The organism is Bradyrhizobium sp. MOS001 (genome assembly GCF_004634465.1).
GTDB lineage: Bacteria > Pseudomonadota > Alphaproteobacteria > Rhizobiales > Xanthobacteraceae > Bradyrhizobium > Bradyrhizobium barranii.
Map to the genome: position 1 here is coordinate 19,171 of NZ_SPVJ01000060.1, position 19,741 is coordinate 38,911.

23 protein-coding genes and 1 pseudogene are annotated in these 19,741 nt (G+C 63.7%); 14 read left to right on the top strand and 10 right to left on the bottom strand.

What is annotated here, in order from left to right:
* The first annotated feature begins 93 nt into the window (after positions 1-93).
* Positions 94-456 (top strand): hypothetical protein, encoded by a 363-nt coding sequence (locus CT676_RS38815; protein WP_028148242.1) that lies wholly within the window; start codon positions 94-96, stop codon positions 454-456.
* A 12-nt stretch (positions 457-468) separates the two neighbouring features.
* Here the strand turns inward: CT676_RS38815 and CT676_RS38820 are convergent, their stop codons facing one another.
* Complete coding sequence (locus CT676_RS38820; protein WP_085401315.1) at positions 469-768, bottom strand: DUF6496 domain-containing protein; 300 nt, start codon at positions 766-768, stop codon at positions 469-471.
* A 71-nt stretch (positions 769-839) separates the two neighbouring features.
* The gene (locus CT676_RS38825) at positions 840-1,034 is read right to left on the bottom strand and encodes a DUF3072 domain-containing protein (RefSeq protein WP_028148240.1); all 195 of its coding nucleotides are present in this window, start codon (positions 1,032-1,034) and stop codon (positions 840-842) included.
* A 115-nt stretch (positions 1,035-1,149) separates the two neighbouring features.
* Between CT676_RS38825 and CT676_RS38830 the strand changes: the two genes are divergently transcribed.
* Together CT676_RS38830 and CT676_RS38835 are read left to right on the top strand one after the other, a co-directional pair.
* On the top strand, positions 1,150-1,371 hold the full coding sequence (locus CT676_RS38830) for a hypothetical protein (protein WP_038958668.1): 222 nt from the start codon (positions 1,150-1,152) through the stop codon (positions 1,369-1,371).
* Positions 1,372-1,389: 18 nt separating this feature from the next.
* Positions 1,390-1,575: a hypothetical protein gene (locus CT676_RS38835; protein WP_085401314.1), complete on the top strand. Its 186-nt coding sequence runs from the start codon at positions 1,390-1,392 to the stop codon at positions 1,573-1,575.
* 98 nt (positions 1,576-1,673) lie between these two features.
* Here the strand turns inward: CT676_RS38835 and CT676_RS38840 are convergent, their stop codons facing one another.
* Together CT676_RS38840 and CT676_RS38845 are read right to left on the bottom strand one after the other, a co-directional pair.
* Positions 1,674-1,919: a hypothetical protein gene (locus tag CT676_RS38840; protein WP_063984953.1), complete on the bottom strand. Its 246-nt coding sequence runs from the start codon at positions 1,917-1,919 to the stop codon at positions 1,674-1,676.
* 96 nt (positions 1,920-2,015) lie between these two features.
* Positions 2,016-2,273: a hypothetical protein gene (locus CT676_RS38845; protein WP_085401313.1), complete on the bottom strand. Its 258-nt coding sequence runs from the start codon at positions 2,271-2,273 to the stop codon at positions 2,016-2,018.
* A 140-nt stretch (positions 2,274-2,413) separates the two neighbouring features.
* Between CT676_RS38845 and CT676_RS38850 the strand changes: the two genes are divergently transcribed.
* Positions 2,414-2,635, top strand: coding sequence for a hypothetical protein (locus CT676_RS38850; RefSeq protein WP_085401333.1), 222 nt, complete (start codon positions 2,414-2,416; stop codon positions 2,633-2,635).
* An 88-nt stretch (positions 2,636-2,723) separates the two neighbouring features.
* Here CT676_RS38850 and CT676_RS38855 read toward each other — a convergent pair whose 3' ends face one another.
* From CT676_RS38855 to CT676_RS38865, 3 genes are all read right to left on the bottom strand, one after another.
* Positions 2,724-4,214: an HWE histidine kinase domain-containing protein gene (locus CT676_RS38855; protein WP_135216837.1), complete on the bottom strand. Its 1,491-nt coding sequence runs from the start codon at positions 4,212-4,214 to the stop codon at positions 2,724-2,726.
* 14 nt (positions 4,215-4,228) lie between these two features.
* Positions 4,229-10,522, bottom strand: coding sequence for a HAMP domain-containing protein (locus CT676_RS38860; RefSeq protein ID WP_085401312.1), 6,294 nt, complete (start codon positions 10,520-10,522; stop codon positions 4,229-4,231).
* Positions 10,523-10,889: 367 nt separating this feature from the next.
* Positions 10,890-11,402, bottom strand: coding sequence for a DUF4142 domain-containing protein (locus CT676_RS38865; RefSeq protein WP_085401311.1), 513 nt, complete (start codon positions 11,400-11,402; stop codon positions 10,890-10,892).
* A 95-nt stretch (positions 11,403-11,497) separates the two neighbouring features.
* Here CT676_RS38865 and CT676_RS38870 point away from each other — a divergent pair, with 95 nt between their 5' ends.
* The 3 genes from CT676_RS38870 (at position 11,498) to CT676_RS38875 (ending at position 12,229) form a co-directional block, all read left to right on the top strand.
* A complete protein-coding gene (locus CT676_RS38870; protein WP_085401310.1) occupies positions 11,498-11,692 on the top strand; it encodes a hypothetical protein in 195 nt (64 codons plus the stop codon).
* Positions 11,693-11,809: 117 nt separating this feature from the next.
* Entirely contained in the window at positions 11,810-11,941 is a 132-nt protein-coding gene (locus CT676_RS46170; RefSeq protein WP_256376429.1) for a hypothetical protein, read from the top strand.
* Positions 11,942-12,022: 81 nt separating this feature from the next.
* On the top strand, positions 12,023-12,229 hold the full coding sequence (locus CT676_RS38875) for a hypothetical protein (RefSeq protein WP_028148231.1): 207 nt from the start codon (positions 12,023-12,025) through the stop codon (positions 12,227-12,229).
* Between the two features lie 137 nt (positions 12,230-12,366).
* On the opposite strand, the gene CT676_RS38880 is transcribed toward CT676_RS38875, so the two are convergent.
* Positions 12,367-12,627 carry a hypothetical protein gene (locus CT676_RS38880; protein ID WP_028148230.1) on the bottom strand — a complete coding sequence of 87 codons (261 nt, stop codon included), beginning with the start codon at positions 12,625-12,627 and terminating at the stop codon, positions 12,367-12,369.
* A 177-nt stretch (positions 12,628-12,804) separates the two neighbouring features.
* On the opposite strand from CT676_RS38880, the gene CT676_RS44545 reads away from it, so the two are divergent.
* Positions 12,805-12,963: a hypothetical protein gene (locus CT676_RS44545; protein WP_166350489.1), complete on the top strand. Its 159-nt coding sequence runs from the start codon at positions 12,805-12,807 to the stop codon at positions 12,961-12,963.
* 283 nt (positions 12,964-13,246) lie between these two features.
* Positions 13,247-13,621, top strand: coding sequence for a PRC-barrel domain-containing protein (locus tag CT676_RS38890; RefSeq protein WP_135216838.1), 375 nt, complete (start codon positions 13,247-13,249; stop codon positions 13,619-13,621).
* 96 nt (positions 13,622-13,717) lie between these two features.
* Here the strand turns inward: CT676_RS38890 and CT676_RS38895 are convergent, their stop codons facing one another.
* On the bottom strand, positions 13,718-14,182 hold the full coding sequence (locus CT676_RS38895) for a helix-turn-helix domain-containing protein (RefSeq protein ID WP_085401307.1): 465 nt from the start codon (positions 14,180-14,182) through the stop codon (positions 13,718-13,720).
* Between the two features lie 165 nt (positions 14,183-14,347).
* Here CT676_RS38895 and CT676_RS38900 point away from each other — a divergent pair, with 165 nt between their 5' ends.
* From CT676_RS38900 to CT676_RS38920, 5 genes are all read left to right on the top strand, one after another.
* Positions 14,348-15,085: an SDR family oxidoreductase gene (locus tag CT676_RS38900; protein WP_085401331.1), complete on the top strand. Its 738-nt coding sequence runs from the start codon at positions 14,348-14,350 to the stop codon at positions 15,083-15,085.
* 62 nt (positions 15,086-15,147) lie between these two features.
* On the top strand, positions 15,148-16,149 hold the full coding sequence (locus CT676_RS38905) for a nitronate monooxygenase family protein (RefSeq protein WP_085401306.1): 1,002 nt from the start codon (positions 15,148-15,150) through the stop codon (positions 16,147-16,149).
* A 109-nt stretch (positions 16,150-16,258) separates the two neighbouring features.
* Positions 16,259-16,678, top strand: coding sequence for a hypothetical protein (locus tag CT676_RS38910; RefSeq protein ID WP_085401305.1), 420 nt, complete (start codon positions 16,259-16,261; stop codon positions 16,676-16,678).
* A 118-nt stretch (positions 16,679-16,796) separates the two neighbouring features.
* Positions 16,797-18,371, top strand: a complete 1,575-nt coding sequence (locus CT676_RS38915) for an alkaline phosphatase D family protein (RefSeq protein WP_135216839.1) — start codon at positions 16,797-16,799, stop codon at positions 18,369-18,371.
* 304 nt (positions 18,372-18,675) lie between these two features.
* On the top strand, positions 18,676-19,494 hold the full coding sequence (locus tag CT676_RS38920; RefSeq protein ID WP_135216840.1) for an aldo/keto reductase: 819 nt from the start codon (positions 18,676-18,678) through the stop codon (positions 19,492-19,494).
* 96 nt (positions 19,495-19,590) lie between these two features.
* Here the strand turns inward: CT676_RS38920 and CT676_RS38925 are convergent.
* A pseudogene (locus tag CT676_RS38925) lies at positions 19,591-19,741 on the bottom strand (IS110 family transposase); the annotation flags it as partial.

Consider the following 19,741-nt stretch of genomic DNA (forward strand, 5'->3'; position numbering starts at 1 on the left):
GTCAATGAAGACGCCCAGGCGAATTGCAGGAGTGGAACTTCGAACGCCCGGCCTTCTTGTGGAACCGGTGGTTCGCATTTGATCGGTGCCGACATGGATCGATTGAAGCTCTCGCTGAGGTGTGCGCTGCTTGTGGCGCCGCTTGTCCTGACGACCGGAAGCGCCCTGGGGCGCGACGATGGCCGCTACGCCAACTCGCCCCTGAAACCCTGGTTCGACAGCTTGCGCAGCCATCTTGGGCCCTGCTGCTCGGATGCAGATGGCTTTGCTGTATCCGACCCCGATTGGGAATCGCACGATGGGCACTATCGCGTGCGGCTCGACGGGCAGTGGGTGGATGTGCCTGATGAGGCCGTCATCACCGAGCCAAACCGGGCTGGCCACACCATGGTATGGCCGGTGAAGACTGCGTTCGGGATTTCGATCCGCTGCTTCATGCCGGGCAGCATGATCTGACGCGGGTGGGCGTTACCGCTTGCTGGATTTGCGCTTCGAGGTCTTCTTCGTTGTCTTGGTCGTCTTCCTGGCCGTCTTCTTGGCTGTCTTCTTCTTGGACGTTTTCCGCTTCGACGCCTTCTTCGGGACTTTCTTGCCCTTCGCGCGCGCTTCCGACAGGCCGATTGCGATCGCCTGCTTGCGACTCTTCACGCGTCCGCCACGACCGCCGGGGCCGCTTTTCGCGGTGCCCTTCTTATAACCGCGCATCTCGCGCTCGACATCACTGCTGGCGCTGCGTGAGTAGCGGCGTTTCTTTGCCTTGCGTGCCATCAACTCTCTCCCTTGGCCCGGGAAAGAACCGCATCACTGACCCTACGTTCCAAATGCGCTGGCCGCGTTCCTCAGAAGGAGTTCGCCAACTCGATCTCGTCTTCCAGCGCTCGAATGCGGCGCGCAGCCTCAGTGGAGGACAGAGCCCGATCGTATTGAGTGGGCTGATAGGCTTCCTCGCTCAGACGCTTCAGCCTCAGCCCCTGCGCTCTCGTCATCTGCTCCGTGAGGAAAACCCTGGCGTCGTATTTACCCTGAACCTGCATCTGGCCTCTCCGTTCTCAAATCGTCACTTGACTATATGTTCTTATTTTGTTCTAACAAGCCATGGACAACAGAATTAATGAAATTCGACGCAAAATCAGCGCCTTGAGGCTCGAGATGGCCGACATCGAGGTGTCTGTGCGCGACCTCGTCGATCGCGACCGCGACTGCACAGAAAAGGCCCTGGCGCAGATGGATCTGCGCCGGAAAATCAACCTGCTGATCGGCGAATGGAAGGCGGCCGGTGGCGGCGATGTCTTGCCTGACGTCCGCGAGCGGGTCCGCCTTCGTCCTGCAACGACATCCGGTAGTCCGCTGCGCGTGATCGCGCGCCGCTGAGAATTTTGGGAGCGTGCGGTGGAAGAAGACCCGGACACGTACCGGATTCTAAAACTGCGCGCCGAAATTCTCGAACTCGGCTCCGCCATCCGGCAATTGCAGCGCGAGGGTCTCGACGATGCCGCAGCGCAGCTCCTGATCGCACGCAAACGTGCACGGCTGGAGCATCTCGTGAAGGCGAATGCCACGGGACGGCCGCTTTAGCGATGCGACGCTGGAAGGATTCCCAATCTAGCTCCAAACTCCAGCTCCAAAGCGAAAGGCCCCGCGTCGCCGCGAGGCCTTTGATTGTCGGCCGGAGCTCACTTGGTGTTGCTCATGCCGCCCTTGTTGTTCGTCATGGTGCCGCCTTGGTCGGAGCCGGGGCCAGAACCACCTTGACCGGAGGGATCAGCGCCCTTGGAGGACTTGGTGTTGGCACCCGTGGTCTGCGACGAGGACATAGCGGATCCATGCTTGGCCTTATGCGACTTGGCCTGCACGGCGAACGGAGCGGCGGCGAGGCCGGTTGCCAACATCACGGTAAGAGCGAGCTTGGTGGTTTTCATGCGCGGGAACTCCCTGAGTTGAATTGACGCAGGCAGCCAACCGCCATTTGCTGCAGGAGTTCCGAACGAAATCGCCCGGTGCGCGTCACGCGCGCTTCAAAATTCCTTGTCCTCGGCGAGGATGAACACGAGGCCCGTGAGCGTTGCGCCGATCGCGAACGTCGTCACCAGTGTGATGATGAAGACCATGCCGGCCGAATGTCCGCCGTGGTTCAACAAATTTGCGACGGCCGGATTGAACAGGACGAGGGCGAGACCGAAGACAAGGCCGAGGGCTGCGCCCATCATCGCATGCGTCATCAGCTTGATGACGCCGGTCGGAGAGATGAGGCTCGGCGACTTTTTCCCGCGCATGGAACCGCCTCGCGGTGTGGCATAAAACGCATGCGACGATTGCGGGTTCCATTGTCATGACGATTTTGTCATTCCCCGCTTCATCCGACGTTCATGGCGGTCTTGCGAGGATGAATGCCATCAACACGGGAACATTCGATATGGGTAAGGTCGTCTTTCTCTATCGCTCGCTGGCCTATCGCAACGCGGCTGCGGACATGCTGCGCAAGGCGCGCAGGCTGCCGCGCGGCGCCGAGCGGAGCGCAGCCCGCCGTTACGCGCGGGCGCTGCGCGAGCTTTCGCAAACGGAAGCCTGGCTGGAAGGACGTGTCGCTGACGAACCGCAGGCGATGCAGAGCATGAGGGTCGCCGCGACGCGCTAGATCATGATCGGTTCTGAGTGAATCAGGGCCGAAGCTCCAGATTCCTATCTTTACGCGCGAACCGGAGCCCACTTCGCTCGCAAACGCGCTAGCCTGAGGCCCGCTGAAGGGGTTCGGACGGAGCCACGCCGAACTTGCTCGCGGCCGGCGGCGCTACGGTCTTCCGCGTCAGCGGCACCTCAAGGCGGCACAACAGGCCTTCGGCACGCCAGTTGAATTCCGCCTGTCCGCCGAGTTGCGATTCCACACTGGCAAGCAGGCTCCGCGTGCCGAAGCCACGGGATTTCGGCGTCCTCACCAGCGGACCGCCGGTTTCGTCCCAGGTCAGTGTGAGGTGGTCGTCCTCGACCTGCCAGCCGATCGCAAGCCGCCCAGACCGCGTCGAGAGCGCGCCATATTTCGCCGAGTTGGTGAAAAGCTCATGCAGCGCCAGCGCCAGCGTCTGCGCTGTCGCCGGCGCCAGCTGAACTTCCGGACCGGCCAGCTTGATCTGGCCGCCGAGCGAGTAGGGCGCGAGCTCCTCGTCGATCAGCCTTGAGAGTTCGGCGCCCTGCCAGCTCGACAGCGACAGGATCGTGTGCACGCGCGCCAGCGCGTTGATGCGCCCCTCGACGGCGTTGACGTAAGCCTTGACCTCGTCGGCGCGGGTGAGGCGCACGATCGATTGCGCCAGCGCCAGCGCGTTCTTGGCTCGATGATCCACCTCGCGCGCCAGCAGGTTTTGTCTCTCTTCCGCGCGTTTGCGTTCGGTGATGTCCACGGTGACGCCGCTCACGCGCACCACGCGGCCGCCCTGGTCCACCGTCGCGGCTGCCGTGCCGACGCACCAGCGCACCTCGCCATCGGGCCGGCTGACGCGAAACTCGCCTTCATAGGCGTGCGCGCCGGTGTTGAACGCGGCAATCGCCTGGCCGAACTGGTCGACGTCATCAGGGTGCAGCAGCGCCTGGATGTTGGCTGAGGTGACGTTGAAGGTCTCCGGCGTCACGCCGAAGATGCGGTACTGGCCTTCGTCCCACATCCAGTCGCCGTTGACCCAGTCCCAGTCCCACGATCCCATCTTGCCGGCGGCGATCGCCATGCTGCGCCGCTCTTCGCTCTCGCGCAGCTTTGCGGTGGAATTCTCCAGCTCGGCCGTGCGTGCGCGAACGCGGTCTTCGAGCTCCTGGTTCAGCCGTTCGAGCTCGCGTGTCTTGCGGTAGAGTTCGGCGAACACCTTGATCTTGGCGCGCAGCACCTCCGGCACGACCGGCACCGGGACGTAGTCGACGGCACCCATCTCGTAGCCGCGTAAGCGGTCGATATCGCTGACCTGAATGGCCGAGATGAAGATCATCGCGGTCTTCTGGAAGCGCGGATGCTCGCGGATCATCGCGGCCAGCTCGAATCCGTCGAGCTCGGGCATGCAGACGTCGACCAGGATCACCGCGATCTCGGTCTTGAGCAGCACCTCCAGCGCCTCGCGGCCCGATGATGCGATCACGAGGTTCTCGCCGAGTTCCTTCAGGATCACCTCGTAGGCGAGCAGCTTGGCCGGCTGGTCGTCGACGAGGAGGATGTTGACCTTTTCGTGGTCCATTCGCGGATCCAAACTCAGCGGTGCAGCCACATGCGGATTGCAAGCAGCAATTGATCGGTGTTGACGGGTTTGGCGAGGTAGTCGGACGCACCGGCTTCCAGGCATTTCTCACGGTCGCCCTTCATCGCCTTGGCTGTCAGCGCGATGATCGGAAGGCGGGCGAAGGCCGGATTTTCGCGAATGACGCCGATGGTCTGATAGCCATCCATCTGCGGCATCATGATGTCCATCAGCACGATGGCGATCTCCGGATTGGATTCGACCAGCGTTACCGCCTCGCGGCCGGTCGTGGCCGTCAGCACCTTCATGCCCCGACGTTCCAAGACGCTCGACAGCGCGAAGATGTTGCGGGCGTCGTCGTCGACGAGCAGGGCGGTCTTGCCGATCAGGTCTTCGTCGGAACTGTTCAGCTTCTCCAGCATGCGCTGCTTCTCGACCGGCAGTTCCGTGATGACGCGATGCAGGAACAAGGCGGTCTCGTCGAGCAGGCGCTCCGGCGATTCCACGCCCTTGACCACGATGCTGCGCGCCATGGTGTGGAGTTCCGCATCTTCCTCCGCCGAGAGCTCGCGGCCGGTGAAGACCACCACCGGAACGTTCGACAGCGCCTCGTCGTTGCGGATCTGGTCCAGCACCTCGAAGCCGCTCATGTCGGGCAGCCGCAGGTCGAGCACCACGCAATCGCAGGGTGCCTCGCGCAGTGTCGAGAGCGCGCCGGCGCCGGTATCCGTCGTCACGATCTCGATGTCGTCGTGATGCAGCAACTCGCGGATCGAGAGCTGCTCGGCCTCGTTGTCCTCGACGATCAGGAGCCGCTTGCGCCGCGGCCGCGCATATTCCTTGATCTGCGTCAGCGCGGCTGAGACGCCCTCGGTCGTGGTCGGCTTGTTGACGAAGGAGAAGGCACCGCGGGCCAGCGCATGCTGGCGGTCCTCGTCGAGCGTGATGATCTGCACGGGGATGTGGCGGGTCAGCGGATTGTGCTTGAGCTGGCTCAGCACCGTCCAGCCCAGCATATCAGGCAGGAACACGTCGAGCGAAACGGCCCGCGGCTGATACTGCTTGGCGAGCTCCAGCGCCTCCGCGCCGCGCGCGGCGACCAGAACCTTGAAGCCCTTGTCACGGGCGAGATCGACCAGCACGCGGGCATAATGCGGATCGTCCTCGACGATGAGCAGGATGGTATCGCCGGGCGCGAGGTTGAGGCGGTCGTCGGCAATCTGCTCGATGACGCGCTGCTGTTCGGGCGCAGCCGCTTGCAACGCCGGTGGCTGACTGTACTGCTGCGGCGCGGGTGCACGCGGCGCGAGCGTCGGGCCGGAATATTTCAGCGGCAGATAGAGCGTGAAGGACGAGCCCTTGCCGGGCGCGCTGCGCAGATGGATCTCGCCGCCGAGCAGGCTCGCGAGCTCGCGGCTGATCGCAAGTCCGAGACCGGTGCCGCCGTATTTGCGGCTGGTGCCGGCGTCCGCCTGCTGGAACGCCTCGAAGATCAGCTTCTGCTTCTCGAGGGGAATGCCGATGCCGGTGTCCGTCACTTCGAACGCGATCACCGCCGGCGCTGAGTTCAGCACCGGATGATCCGTGCCCCAGCCGCCGACCGCGGCGACGACCTTCAGGCGCACCTCGCCTTCGGCGGTGAACTTGAAGGCGTTGGAAAGCAGGTTCTTGAGAACCTGCTGCAGGCGCTTGGAGTCGGTGACGATGCTGCGGGCCAGGTTCGGGTCGACGTCGATCTTGAACGACAGGTTGCGGTTTTCCGCCTCGTGCCGGAACGGCCGCCCGACGGTCTCGAGCAGGTTTGCAGTCAGAATCTCCTCGGCGTCGACCGTCACCGTGCCGGATTCGATCTTGGAGAGATCCAGGATGTCGCTGATGAGGTTGAGCAGGTCGGTGCCGGCGCCATGGATGGTGCGGGCGAACTCGACCTGCTTGGCCGAGAGGTTGCCATCCGGATTGTCGGTGAGCTGCTGTCCCAGGATCAGGATCGAGTTCAGCGGTGTGCGCAGCTCGTGGCTCATATTGGCGAGGAATTCGGACTTGTACTTCGAGGTCAGCGCGAGCTCGGTCGCCTTTTCCTCCAGTGCGCGGCGGGCCTGCTCGATTTCCTGGTTCTTGCGCTCGACCTCGACGTTGCGCTCGGCGAGCTGCTGCGCCTTCTGCTCGAGCTGGTCGTTGGTCTGCTGCAATTCGCGCTGCTGGGTCTGAAGCTCGCCGGCAAGCTGCTGCGACTGCTTGAGCAGGCCTTCGGTCTGCATCGTCGCCTCGATCGAGTTGAGCACGATGCCGATGGAGTCGGTAAGCTGCTCGAGGAATGTCATCTGCGAGGTCGTGAACGAGGTCAGCGAGGCGAGCTCGATCACCGCCTTGACCTGGCCTTCGAACAGCACCGGCAGCACGACGAGGTTCTTTGGCGCGACGCGGAACAGCGCCGAGTTGATCGGCACCACGTCGGGTGGAATGTCGGCAATGACGCGCGGCCGTCTGTCGAGGGCGCATTGGCCGATCAGGCCGTCGCCGAGCGGGAGCACGCGCTGATAGGGATAGACGCCGTCGCCGGCATAGGAGGCGAGCAACAGGAGCCGCGGACTATCCTCGTTCTCGACCTGGTAGATCACGCCGGTATGGGCGTTCACTAGGGGTGACAATTCGGTCAGCAGCAGCCGGCCGACGGTGGTGAGATCGCGCTGACCCTGGAGCATGTTGGTGAATTTGGCGAGGTTGGTCTTGAGCCAGTCCTGCTCTGTGTTCACGTCCGTCGTGAGACGGAGGTTCGTGATCATCGTGTTGATGTTGTCTTTCAGCTCGGCGACTTCGCCGCGGGCGTCGACCTGGATCGACCGCGTCAGGTCGCCCTTGGTCACGGCGGTCGCGACTTCCGCGATCGCGCGCACCTGCGAGGTGAGGTTGGCTGCGAGCAGGTTGACGTTGCCGGTGAGGTCCTTCCAGGTGCCGGCTGCACCCGGCACGTCGGCCTGGCCGCCGAGCCGTCCCTCGACGCCTACCTCGCGCGCCACCGACGTCACCTGATCGGCGAAGGTCGCGAGCGTCTCGGTCATGTTGTTGATGGTGTCGGCGAGCGCCGCGACCTCGCCCTTGGATTTCACAGTGAGATTTTGCTTCAAATCACCGTTCGCAACTGCGGTCACCACCTTGACGATGCCGCGGACCTGCTCGGTCAGGTTCGCCGCCATGAAGTTGACGGTGTCGGTGAGGTCCTTCCAGGTGCCGGCCACACCGGGCACCTGGGCCTGGCCGCCGAGTTCGCCTTCAGTGCCGACTTCACGCGCGACGCGGGTGACTTCGCCGGCAAACGCGTTGAGCTGGTCCACCATGGTGTTGATGGTGTTCTTCAGCTCGAGGATTTCGCCCTTCACGTCCACGGTGATCTTGCGGGACAAGTCGCCGCGCGCGACGGCGGTGGTGACCTCGGCGATGTTGCGGACCTGCGTCGTGAGGTTCGCGGCCAGCAGGTTGACGTTGTCGGTGAGATCCTTCCAGGTGCCGCCGACGCCGGGCACGACGGCTTGACCGCCGAGCCGGCCCTCGGTGCCGACCTCGCGCGCGACGCGCGTCACTTCGGCGGCGAAGGAGCGCAGCTGCTCCACCATCGTGTTCAAGGTGTCCTTGAGCAGCAAGATCTCGCCGCGCACGTCCACCGTGATCTTCTTCGACAGGTCGCCGCCGGCGATCGCGGTCGCGACCTCGGCGATGTTGCGGACCTGGGCCGTCAGGTTCGAGGCCATGAAGTTGACGTTGTCGGTGAGGTCCTTCCAGGTGCCGGCGACGCCGGACACCTCGGCCTGACCGCCGAGCTTGCCTTCGGTGCCGACCTCGCGCGCCACACGCGTGACCTCGCCGGCGAAGGCGTTGAGCTGGTCGACCATGGTGTTGATGGTGTTCTTGAGCTCGAGGATTTCGCCCTTCACGTCCACGGTGATCTTGCGGGACAAGTCGCCGCGCGCCACGGCGGTGGTCACTTCGGCGATGTTTCGGACCTGGGCGGTGAGGTTGCCCGCCATCGAGTTCACGCTGTCGGTCAAATCCTTCCAGGTGCCGGCGACGCCGGGCACGTTGGCCTGGCCGCCGAGGCGGCCTTCGGTGCCGACCTCGCGCGCCACGCGCGTCACCTCGCCCGCGAAGCGGTTGAGCTGGTCGACCATCGTGTTCAGCGTGTCCTTGAGCTGAAGGATCTCGCCGCGGACGTCCACCGTGATCTTGCGTGACAGGTCACCGCCGGCGATGGCGGTCGCGACCTCGGCGATGTTACGAACCTGTGCGGTGAGGTTGCCCGCCATCGAGTTCACGGAGTCGGTCAAGTCCTTCCAGGTGCCGGCGACGCCGGGCACGTCGGCCTGGCCGCCGAGCTTGCCGTCGGTGCCGACCTCGCGCGCGACGCGCGTGACTTCGCCGGCGAAGGCGTTGAGCTGGTCCACCATGGTGTTGAGCGTTTCCTTCAGCTGAAGGATTTCGCCCGACACATTCACGGTGATCTTCTTGGACAGGTCGCCCTTGGCGACCGCGGTCGCGACTTCGGCGATGTTGCGGACCTGACCGGTGAGGTTCGAGGCCATCGAGTTGACGGAATCGGTCAGGTCTTTCCAGGTGCCGCCGACGCCGCGCACGACGGCCTGACCGCCGAGCTTGCCTTCGGTGCCGACCTCGCGCGCGACGCGCGTGACTTCGCCGGCGAAGGCGTTGAGCTGGTCCACCATGGTGTTGATGGTGTCCTTCAGCTCCAGAATTTCGCCGCGCACGTCCACGGTGATCTTCTTCGACAAGTCGCCGCCGGCGACCGCCGTGGTCACCTCGGCGATATTGCGGACCTGCGCGGTCAGGTTCGACGCCATCGAGTTGACGCTTTCCGTCAGGTCCTTCCAGGTGCCGGCGACGCCGAGCACGTTGGCCTGGCCGCCGAGCCGTCCCTCGGTGCCGACTTCGCGCGCCACGCGCGTGACTTCGCCGGCGAAGGCATTGAGCTGGTCCACGCAGGTGTTGAGCGTTTCCTTCAACTGAAGGATCTCGCCCGAGACGTTCACCGTGATCTTCTTCGACAGGTCGCCGCCGGCGATCGCGGTCGCGACGTCGGCGATGTTGCGGACCTGCGCGGTCAGGTTCGACGCCATGAAGTTGACGTTGTCGGTGAGGTCCTTCCAGGTGCCGGCCACACCGGGCACCTGGGCCTGGCCGCCGAGCTTGCCCTCGGTGCCGACCTCGCGCGCCACGCGCGTCACTTCGGAGGCAAAAGAGTTGAGCTGGTCCACCATCGTGTTGATGGTGTCCTTCAGCTCCAGGATCTCGCCGCGCACGTCCACCGTGATCTTGCGCGACAGGTCGCCGCGCGCCACGGCGGTCGTCACGTTGGCGATGTTGCGGACCTGGGCGGTGAGGTTGCCGCACATCGCGTTCACGGAGTCGGTCAGGTCCTTCCAGGTGCCGGCGACGCCGGGCACGATCGCCTGTCCGCCGAGCTTGCCGTCGGTGCCGACCTCGCGCGCCACGCGCGTCACTTCGGAGGCGAAGGAGCGCAGCTGGTCCACCATCGTGTTGATGGCTTCCTTGAGCTGAAGGATCTCGCCGCGGACGTCGACGGTGATCTTCTTGGACAAGTCGCCGTTGGCGACCGCGATCGTCACCTCGGCGATGTTACGAACCTGGTTGGTCAGGTTGTTCGCCATCGAGTTGACGCTCTCGGTCAGATCCTTCCAGACGCCGGTCACTTCCGGCACCTGGGCCTGGCCGCCGAGTTTGCCTTCGGTGCCGACCTCGCGCGCCACGCGCGTCACCTCGGAGGTGAACACGCCGAGCTGCTTGATCATGGTGTTGACGATGGTCGCCGACTGCAGGAATTCACCGCGCAGCGGGCGGCCGTCGACGTCCAGCTTGACAGTCTGGAGCAGGTCGCCTTGCGCCACCGCAGCGACCGCGCGCGTCACTTCGCGCGTCGGCCACAGGAGGTCGTCGATCAGCGTGTTGACGGAGCCTTCCATGTCGGCCCAGGAGCCGCTGGCGAGGCCGAACTTCACGCGCTGGCGGGTCTTGCCCTCGCGCCCCACGACCTGACCGACCAGCTCGAGCTGCTGCGCCATGCGCTGGTTGGCGGCGATGATTTCATTAAAAGTGTCGGCGATCTTGCCGTCGATGCCGAGATAGTCCCCGCTCATCCGCACCGAAAAATCGCCGCTGCGCATCGCCTGCAAGGCGAGCAGCAATTCCGGCCGCGAATCCGGGTCCGACATACCATTGGTTTTTGGCTTTGGGACGCGACGACCGGAGCGTGATGCAGTTCCGGGATCGAGGTCGCTCATACTGATTCCCCCGCGGCGTCGGCCGAATCCAAGGCGTGACGCAGTTGTCAAAATAGACCGTCAGCCAAATTCGAAATCAAGCGCCAACGTTGCAGCGCTTGGAATTGGAACCTGCCGTGCTCAGCCCGGCCAAAATAACGGTGAGGAGTGACGATGGTTCCATCCCGTTCAGGAAAAAGCCGGCCGGCCGCTGCACCAGAGCTCCGAGCCGTCCTAGGAGAGGGGGCTGGCGCGCCCAGCGGGCGCGGGGCTGTGACTGGCGACCCTGCCGCAAGCTCCGCCACGTCACGCGCTGATTCGCTGACCACGGGGACCGCGACCAGCGGCCGGAGAGCCAGCAGCATCATCCGGAAGACAAATAGGGCTGCTATTTATCCGCCATGGTGCGCTCCGCATCTTTCACCTGCGTGCGCAGCATCGGCAATTGCTCGCGCGCGAAGGCGGCGAGCGCAGGATTGTCGGGCGCTTTCAGATAGCGCTCGAGCAGGTTGATGGCGGAGTCATATTCGGGGATTTGCGCGGCATAGAAGCTTCTGACGTAAGTCGGTCCATCCGCATTTTCGGGCTCGACGAGGCTTGCGCTCACTGACGTCGTCTTGCCGGCGTGCGGCTCCGCACCGATCGCGTCCTGAATCTGCTTCAGGGTTTTGTCGCGCTTGCCCGCCTCCTCGGCGCGCAGGGCCGCGAGATTCTTCACCTCCGCATTGCCTTTCAGGTCGGTGCTTTCCAGCAGGCCCTGCTGGAAACGGCTGAAGCTATAGAGGCCGGTGATGACATCGGTTGCGGTCGGCACGCGGTCGCCGGCCGTTCGCTCACCCATATTGTCGGCGAACGCCGAGGTGCTGATGAAAGCCAGGATGATCGCGACGAGAATCCTCATGCATCTCCAATGACCGATGGCGTGCGAAGTTCCCCCGGCGTTACGATCCGGTAAGGGCGATTGCGGAGCGAGAGTTCCGTTCCCACATCTTCTGTATGAAACAGTCTGACATCTTCAGGGATAACGCCGACAACTGCCTTCAGCTCGCCGAGCGCGCGGAAGGGCAGCCCACCCACAAACGCTATTTGCGCATGGCGGCTGCCTGGACGGCATTGGCGAACGAGCAGGACTGGCTGGACGGTGAAATCCCGCCCGTAAAGGTCCGCGTCCTCCGAACGCAGGATGCGTGAGCGCTCTCATCTCTGTGAATCTGCGTGTGAGACCGCTCACGGAATGCAAGCAACCAATCCAGGATCATCCACGAACGGTCGATCGCGTTGATTTCGATTCCAGAAGGAGGTTTTGCGATGGCTCCACGTCTGGCTCTTCTCTCGCTCATTCTCGCCTTTGGCGTCTCGGTCGCGTTCGCGACAGTGACGACGGTGCGGCAGGTGCATCTGGAGAATGCATCGGCGGCGATCCACGCCACGCATAGTTAGCGCTGCGGGCCTCGCGCGCCGGAACATTCGTTGTGCCGGCGCGTAAGCGCTTCAGGACATCTGGAGAGGCGAGAGGACATCATGGCGCATTCCGACCACGGCATCGTCAAGGACAAGCGGGCGGAAGATCAACCGCGCGACAAGCAGCGCGCGCAAGCCGTGCACAAGACGGATTCGAAGGGCTCGCCGTCGCGCGAAGCAACGCGCGATCCCAAGCTCAACGACAACACCAAGACACCGGGCTCCGGCGTGATGCCGGACGATTCCGGCGACGCGCCGACCGGCTAGTTCTCGCGAGGAACGAATCCCTTCGCGACGAGTCGACGGATTGCTTCCGGCTGTCATGCCCCCGGTGCGCCGGAAGCAATCTCCAAGGACGGCCCTGGCACGCCACTGTGCCGGGGTCGTTTTTGCTTGGGAGAGACTCAATCCTCGGTGTCGCCCTCGGGCTTCGCCGGCGCGTGTCCTTCGGGACCGCGACCAAAGACACCAAACTCGCTTGATTTGATGCCTGCCGACGGGTCGATGCTCGTCTCGATGCCCGCGGCTGCGAGCCCGAACTTGAGAAGCTCTCGGACCGCCGCAGCGCGCGTCGGCATGCGGTGCTTGAATCGGAAATCATCGACGGCGGCCAGCTCTTCCGGCGAGAGCATAACCTGGAGGCGCTCGGCGCGAAGGTCATTCATGGTCGATCACGCAAAGTGAGTAAGTTGAGTAGTTTGCTCAACGAACGAGTTTGGCGCGAGTTCCACAAGAGTCGGAAAAATCGTCAGATTAGTAAAAATAATCAGTGAAATCAATAAGTTATTATTGAAACAACTCTGGCGGTGGCGCGTTCTTTCGGAAGAGAGGGAGAACAGGCCATGACGGAGGAAGTCAGGTTACCCCGTAAGCTTTCCGAAGAGCCCGAGGCGCCCAAACCGGTGCGTCCGAGCCATCAGAAGGTCATCGAGCAAGTCGAGCGCTGGGCCAACAGCTCGGGGCTGCAACCACCGAGGACGGAAGATGCGAAGACGATCTGAGCCCCACACGTTCGAACAACGTCTCAAGGCAGAGCAGCTGCGGCTCGAGCACGAACTGTCGTGCTTGCCGGATGGACAGCAGCGCGATTCTGTTATGGCGCGCATCGATCAGCTTCAGACTGCTGCCGCGATGCATGATTTCCTGATGCTACCGGAGGCCGCGGCCGCTCGCTGATCGCCCCTGGCGACCGTGCTCCGTGTCTGATGCGACCACCAGAACATGCGCCGGAACGTTCGCTCGCAGACCCGGTTGGTTCACACGTTGGCTGAGTGGAGAATTGGGATGCTGATGCAAGACGAGTTGGACCGCAGCGAGATGGGCAGGTTGATCGGCAGCGACAAGGTCGAGGGAACATCGGTCTATGGCGCCGATCGCAACAAGATCGGTTCGATCGAACGCGTGATGATCGACAAGGTCAGCGGAAAGGTCTCCTACGTCGTGCTCGGCTTCGGCGGTTTCTTGGGCCTCGGCAACGACCACTATCCGCTGCCTTGGCGGTCGCTGAAATACGATACGGAGCTCGGCGGCTATGTCACCGGGATTACCGCCAAGACGCTCGAAGGCGCGCCGAAATACGACGAACGAAGCGACTGGAACTGGGGTGACGACGCGGCAGTCCGCGGCATCAACTCGTATTACGGCGTTCCCTTCGCGTAAGCTCCCATGGAAAGCGAGCTCCGATGAGCAAGGAACGGCCCACCGACTGGATGCCCCGGTCGAGGCGGGGCACGACACCTTTTGCTTGGCGCCACTCTACCCCACCGCTTCCTTCCGCCCCGGCCCCGCATGCACATGCACCTGTTTCGCATGCAGTGGCTCACCGCATTCCGAGCAGACCATCACGGGGTCGAACTCCTTGCCGCAAGTCTTGTGCTGGTGCAGCAGCGGGCGGCCGCGCTCGTCGCCCATGTGGGTGTCGCCCCAATGCACCATCGCCATGATGATCGGGTAGAGGTCGAGGCCCTTCTGCGTCAGGATGTATTCGTAGCGCTTGGGCGCCTCGGAATAGGGGACGCGGCGCAGGATGCCGAACCGCACCAGCTTCTTCAGACGCTCCGAGAGCAGGTGCCGCGTGATCTGGAGCGAGGACTGAAATCCCTCGAACCGGCGCACGCGTAAAAAACATTCGCGCAGGATCAGCAGCGTCCAGCGGTCGCCGACCACGGCGATGGTGCGGGAGAGCGAGCAGGGCTCTTCATCCAGCGTGTCCCACTTCATGTAGCGATCTCCGGCAAAGGGTAGTAAGTCAGAAAAAGGAACTGACTTGAATGATCAGCGCTATTCTCGCTGCAGGCTACCATTCACCCCTGTAGTTTGACAGTTCTATTTTAGAACTATAGCCTCCGGCTCAATCACATGCCGTTCCCACAGGAGGAGGTGACCTTGCCCAAGCGAAACGCGACAGCCGCCGTGATCGGGGCCGGCGATTTCATCGGCTCCGAGATCGCCAAGAAATTTGCCGCGGAAGGTTTCACGGTCTTTGCCGGGCGCCGCAACGGCGACAAGCTGGCGCCGCTGGTGAAGGACATCGAGGCCGCCGGCGGCGAGATTCACGCGCGCTCGCTCGATGCACGCAAAGAGGAGGAGGTCATCTCCTTCCTCAATGACGCCGACCAGCATGCGCCGCTCGAAGTCTGCATCTTCAACGTCGGTGCCAACGTCAATTTCCCGATCCTCGACACCACCGAGCGCGTGTTCCGGAAGGTGTGGGAGATGGCCTGCTATTCCGGCTTCCTGGCCGGCAGAGAAGCGGCGCGGCTGATGCTGCCGCGCGGTGGCGGCAACATCTTCTTCACCGGTGCGACGGCGAGCTTGCGCGGCGGCAGCGGCTTTGCTGCCTTTGCCAGCGCAAAATTCGGACTGCGCGCAGTGGCGCAGGCGATGGCGCGCGAGCTCGGGCCGAACAACATCCACGTCGCCCATCTCATCATCGATTCCGGCGTCGACACCGAGTGGGTGCGGCAGCGCCGGCTCGAAGCGCTCGGGGCGAATGCGATTGATAATCCCGATCTTCTGATGCCGCCGTCATCTGTCGCGGATGCCTATTGGCAGCTCTATCAGCAGCCGAAGAGCGCCTGGACCTTCGAGATGGAGATCCGTCCCTTCGGAGAGAAATGGTGACCGCGGAGCAAGACTGCGGCTAGACTGATCCCAATACAAACTGAAATCCGGGAGGCCCCTACGTGAAGACCGCGATCACCGAACTGTTCGGCATCGAGCACCCGATCATTCAGGGTGGCATGCATTTCGTCGGCTTTGCCGAACTCGCCGCTGCCGTCTCCAATGCCGGAGGGCTCGGCATCATCACGGGTCTCACGCAGAAGACGCCGGAATTGCTCGCGAAGGAAATCGCGCGCTGCCGCGACATGACGGACAAGCCGTTCGGCGTGAACCTCACCTTCCTGCCGACCTTCGCGGCGCCGCCTTATCCGGAATACATCGCGGCCATCGTCGAAGGCGGCATCAAGGCGGTGGAGACGGCGGGGCGCAGCCCCGAACAATACATGCCTGCGCTGAAGGCCGCCGGCATCAAGGTGATCCACAAATGCACGTCCGTGCGCCACTCCCTGAAGGCCGAGCGCATCGGCTGCGACGCCGTCAGCGTCGACGGCTTTGAGTGCGGCGGCCATCCCGGCGAGGACGACATTCCCAACATGATCCTGCTGCCGCGCGCGGCGGAGGAATTGAAGATCCCGTTCGTCGCCTCCGGCGGGATGGCGGACGGGCGCAGCCTCGTCGCAGCGCTGTCGCTGGGTGCGGCCGGCATGAACATGGGCACGCGCTTCATCGCCACCAGGGAAGCACCGGTGCATCAGAACGTGAAGAACGCGCTTGTTGCGGCAACCGAGCTCGACACCCGCCTGATCATGCGCGCTCTGCGCAACACCGAGCGCGTGCTCAAGAACGCCAACGTCGATCGTCTGCTCGAGATCGAGCGCGAGAAGGGCGCCAAGCTGAGCATCGACGACATCCACGACCAGGTCGCGGGCGTCTATCCGAAGATCATGCTGGACGGCCAGATGGACGCGGGTGCCTGGAGCTGCGGCATGGTCGCAGGGCTGATCCACGACATCCCCTCCTGCAAGGAGCTCGTCGATCGCATCATGGATGAGGCGGAAGAGATCATCCGCAGCCGCCTGATGGGGTTCCTGGACGGGACGGGTGCGGCGCGAAAGGTCGCCTGACACCGCCAAACTTCTTAACCACGGCGGCACTTGGCCGCTGGAATTGCGCGTGACGCCTCCTAAATAGAGGTAAATTACCCCTTGAAATAAGTGATTTCAGGAGGCGTCCGTGGTCCTGAAGAGCGTTTCTTTTGCAGTTGCCGTTGCCCTCGTGCTCGCATGGGGCGGCATTGCGCGCGCTGACGACTACAAGCCCGACGAATATCTCGGTCTCGATCTCTCCAAGGCGGTGCTGTCGCCGAAGCGGCTTGGGCCCGAGACGCAGTTCGCCCCGGTCGCGTTGGAGGCGAAGGGTGGCAACGAGGCGCAGGCGCGCGGCGAACCCATCGACGTGCCGAAGAAAGTTGCCGCCGAGCGCGTGCACGTGACCGGGCCGAAGGTTGTTCATGCCAGGAGCGCCCAGCCGCGCGGCGCAGCGCGCACCAAGCTTGCACATCGTCGCGGCAATCCGCTGGACGCGCAGGCGATGGACACCCGCATCCAGACCTGGCCGTGCCGCACCGGCGGCATCTGCAACTGGAAGCACTAGCCGGATCTCTCGCGTCATCCGGGCGTCGCAAAACCGTAGGCGCGGAGTCAAGAAACCGTCAGGATAGGAGTCAAGGAGCGCAGGCACCTTCCGTCGTGATTCGACGAAGGTTTCCTGAATGGCAACGCTCCGCGCCTCGCGCGCATGGACCCGGCGGCAGTTCCTGGTCCGCTCGACTTCAAGCCTCGCCGTTGCCGCGCTCGACACACTCGCAAAGCCATCCATCAGCCGCGCCGCCGATCGCCCGCAGATCGCGGGTGGCATTCAGTCCGGCGATGTCTCGGATGGCTCCGCCGTGATCTGGGCGCGCGCCGACCGGCCCGCGCGGATGCAGGTGGAATGCGCGACCGTCGAGAGTTTCAAGACGATCATGGCGTCAGCTTCGCGCGACGCGCTGCCCGATGCCGACTTCACCGCAAAACTGCTGCTGAACGATCTGCCGTCCGGGCAGGACATCTTCTATCGCGTGCGCTTCGACGACATCGCCACCGGCATTGCCGGCGAAAGCCGCGTCGGCCATTTCCGCACAGCGCCGGCCGCAGGGCAATCGATCTCGTTCGTGTGGTCAGGCGACGTCGCGGGGCAGGGCTGGGGCATCGACATCTCGCGCGGCGGCTATCGCAGCTATCGCACCATGCTCGACAATCGCCCGGACTTCTTCATCCACTCCGGCGATCACATCTACGCCGACTGCACGATTCCCTCTGAGCAGAAGCTGCCGAACGGCGAGACCTGGCGCAATCTGGTGACCGAGGAAAAAGCCGAGGCCGCGCACACGCTGGCGCAATTCCGCGGCAACTACAAATACAACCATCTCGACGAGCATTTTCGCGCGTTCCATGCGGAGGTGCCGATGTTCGCACAGTGGGACGACCACGAGGTCACCAACGACTGGTCGCCGACCGGCAGCTATGACGACGCCGGCTATGAGGACGACGGCACGCCGCGCCTGGTCGCGCGCGCCCGCCGTGCCTTCTTCGATTTCATGCCGATCCGCGACGTCGGCGCGCGACAGGGCCGCGTCTATCGCAAGATCGCTTACGGTCCGCTGCTCGACGTCTTCATGATCGACATGCGCAGCTACCGTGACGACAGTTGGAACAAGGGCGAGGACCATCGCGGCTGGATTCTCGGTGCCGAGCAGCTCGCCTGGCTGAAGCGGGAGCTTGCCGCTTCGCGTGCGACCTGGAAGGTGATCGCGGCCGACCTGCCGATCGGCCTCGTCAGTCTCGATGCCGTCGCGCTCGGCAATGGAGCGCCCGATCGGCGTGAGCATGAAATTGCCGACCTCCTCAGCTCCATCAAGCGCGCCGGCATCCGCAACATCGTCTGGCTCACCGCCGACATGCACTACACCGCCGCGCATTATTACGATCCGAACAAGGCGCAATTCCAGGATTTTGAGCCGTTCTGGGAGTTCGTCTCCGGCCCGCTCCATGCCGGCACCTGGGGTCCGGGCGAGCTCGACAATACGTTTGGCCCGGTCGCGATGTACCAGAACGGCTGCAGCGAGGCGCAGGGGGAGAACCTCGCGCCGTGCTTCGGCCTGCAGTTCTTCGGCAGGGTCGATATCGACGGTGCGAGCGGCGTGATGACCGTGACCTTGAAAGACGTCGACAACCGCGACCTCTGGTCGGTCGACATCGTGCCGCAGCCGCAGGCGCGCCCGGCCGTGGTCGCGCAGCATTCGTGAGTGGGCAACTCTCTCCGTCGTCATGGCCGGGCTTGACCCGGCCATCCACGCCCTGCTGCTCGGCCCTGAGAACGTCGATGCCCGGGCATAGGCGAGCGGAAGCGACGCCGTCCTTCGGACGGCTATGCCCGGGCATGACGGTGGGGACGGATCGCGCATCCCAGCACTAACCCGATCTTGATTGGCCGCCTCGCGTCTCCTGCGCTATAGTCTCCATTCCCGCCACTTCTTTTCCATCACCGAAGAGTCTGCCCTTGCGGCCCCACCGCGTGTTCGGCGGCTGAAATACGTCAGGAGTTAGCTCATGGATCATCTGAAGACACAGGGCATCAGCATGCCCAAGCTCGGCCTCGGCACTTTCCGCATGCAGGGCGATGCCTGCCGCGCGGCGGTGGAGAGCGCGCTGTCGATCGGCTATCGCCACATCGACACCGCCGAGATGTACGCCAATGAAGAGCCGATCGGTGCCGCGCTCGCCGCGGCCCGGCTGCCGCGCGGCGAGCTGCATGTCACGACCAAGGTCTGGCACGAGAATCTCAGCCCCGATGCGATCCGCCGCGCCTTCGACGCCAGCCTGACCAAGCTCCGGCTCGACCATGTCGATCTCTACCTCGTGCACTGGCCGTCGAAATCCGCGAACTGGGGCGCGGTGTTCGAGACCCTGATGAAGCTGAAGGAGGAAGGGCGTACGCGGGCGATCGGCGTTGCCAATTTCACCACGGCGCTGCTCAAGATCGCGGTCGAGGACATCAAGGCGCCGATCGCCTGCAACCAGATCGAATATCACGCCATGCTCGATCAATCGAAGGTGCTGGCCTATCTCAACGCCAAATCGATCCCGCTGGTCGCCTATTGCCCGCTCGCGCAAGGACGCATCGCGTCAGATACGGCGTTGGCCGAGATCGGCGCCAGGCACAACGCGACCGCCGCGCATGTCGCGCTGAAGTGGCTGCTCGACCAGAACGGTGTCGCTGCGATCCCGAAGGCCTCGCGCCGCGAGAGCCAGCAGGCCAATCTCGATGCGCTGAAGATCACGCTCGACGATGCCGACCGCAAGAAGATCGCGGCGTTGCCCAAGGACAGGCGTTGCGTCAATCCAGGCTTTGCGCCGGTGTGGGATTAAAACTCGACGCTGAACGCACCGCCCTTACCCTCTCCCCTTGCGGGAGAGGGTGGCTCGCCGCGTAGCGGCGAGACGGGTGAGCGACTGTGTTCGCTGTCAAGCGGGTTGCCATGGTGTTTTCGTCCTGATCATGACATTGAGGATGGTCAGCAGCTTGCGGGCGACGGCAATCAGGGCAACGAGCTTCGGCTTTCCATTGGCCACGAGGCGCTCAAAGAAGGCCTTGAGGACGGGGTTGTGACGTCTG

Coding starts and splice junctions, on each gene's coding strand:
- CT676_RS38815 (WP_028148242.1), top strand. CDS start 94: ATGGATCGATTGAAGCTCTCGCTGAGGTGTGCGCTGCTTGTGGCGCCG.
- CT676_RS38820 (WP_085401315.1), bottom strand. CDS start 768: ATGGCACGCAAGGCAAAGAAACGCCGCTACTCACGCAGCGCCAGCAGT.
- CT676_RS38825 (WP_028148240.1), bottom strand. CDS start 1,034: ATGCAGGTTCAGGGTAAATACGACGCCAGGGTTTTCCTCACGGAGCAG.
- CT676_RS38830 (WP_038958668.1), top strand. CDS start 1,150: ATGGCCGACATCGAGGTGTCTGTGCGCGACCTCGTCGATCGCGACCGC.
- CT676_RS38840 (WP_063984953.1), bottom strand. CDS start 1,919: ATGAAAACCACCAAGCTCGCTCTTACCGTGATGTTGGCAACCGGCCTC.
- CT676_RS38845 (WP_085401313.1), bottom strand. CDS start 2,273: ATGCGCGGGAAAAAGTCGCCGAGCCTCATCTCTCCGACCGGCGTCATC.
- CT676_RS38850 (WP_085401333.1), top strand. CDS start 2,414: ATGGGTAAGGTCGTCTTTCTCTATCGCTCGCTGGCCTATCGCAACGCG.
- CT676_RS38855 (WP_135216837.1), bottom strand. CDS start 4,214: ATGGACCACGAAAAGGTCAACATCCTCCTCGTCGACGACCAGCCGGCC.
- CT676_RS38860 (WP_085401312.1), bottom strand. CDS start 10,522: ATGAGCGACCTCGATCCCGGAACTGCATCACGCTCCGGTCGTCGCGTC.
- CT676_RS38865 (WP_085401311.1), bottom strand. CDS start 11,402: ATGAGGATTCTCGTCGCGATCATCCTGGCTTTCATCAGCACCTCGGCG.
- CT676_RS38870 (WP_085401310.1), top strand. CDS start 11,498: ATGAAACAGTCTGACATCTTCAGGGATAACGCCGACAACTGCCTTCAG.
- CT676_RS46170 (WP_256376429.1), top strand. CDS start 11,810: ATGGCTCCACGTCTGGCTCTTCTCTCGCTCATTCTCGCCTTTGGCGTC.
- CT676_RS38875 (WP_028148231.1), top strand. CDS start 12,023: ATGGCGCATTCCGACCACGGCATCGTCAAGGACAAGCGGGCGGAAGAT.
- CT676_RS38880 (WP_028148230.1), bottom strand. CDS start 12,627: ATGAATGACCTTCGCGCCGAGCGCCTCCAGGTTATGCTCTCGCCGGAA.
- CT676_RS44545 (WP_166350489.1), top strand. CDS start 12,805: ATGACGGAGGAAGTCAGGTTACCCCGTAAGCTTTCCGAAGAGCCCGAG.
- CT676_RS38890 (WP_135216838.1), top strand. CDS start 13,247: ATGCTGATGCAAGACGAGTTGGACCGCAGCGAGATGGGCAGGTTGATC.
- CT676_RS38895 (WP_085401307.1), bottom strand. CDS start 14,182: ATGAAGTGGGACACGCTGGATGAAGAGCCCTGCTCGCTCTCCCGCACC.
- CT676_RS38915 (WP_135216839.1), top strand. CDS start 16,797: ATGGCAACGCTCCGCGCCTCGCGCGCATGGACCCGGCGGCAGTTCCTG.
- CT676_RS38920 (WP_135216840.1), top strand. CDS start 18,676: ATGGATCATCTGAAGACACAGGGCATCAGCATGCCCAAGCTCGGCCTC.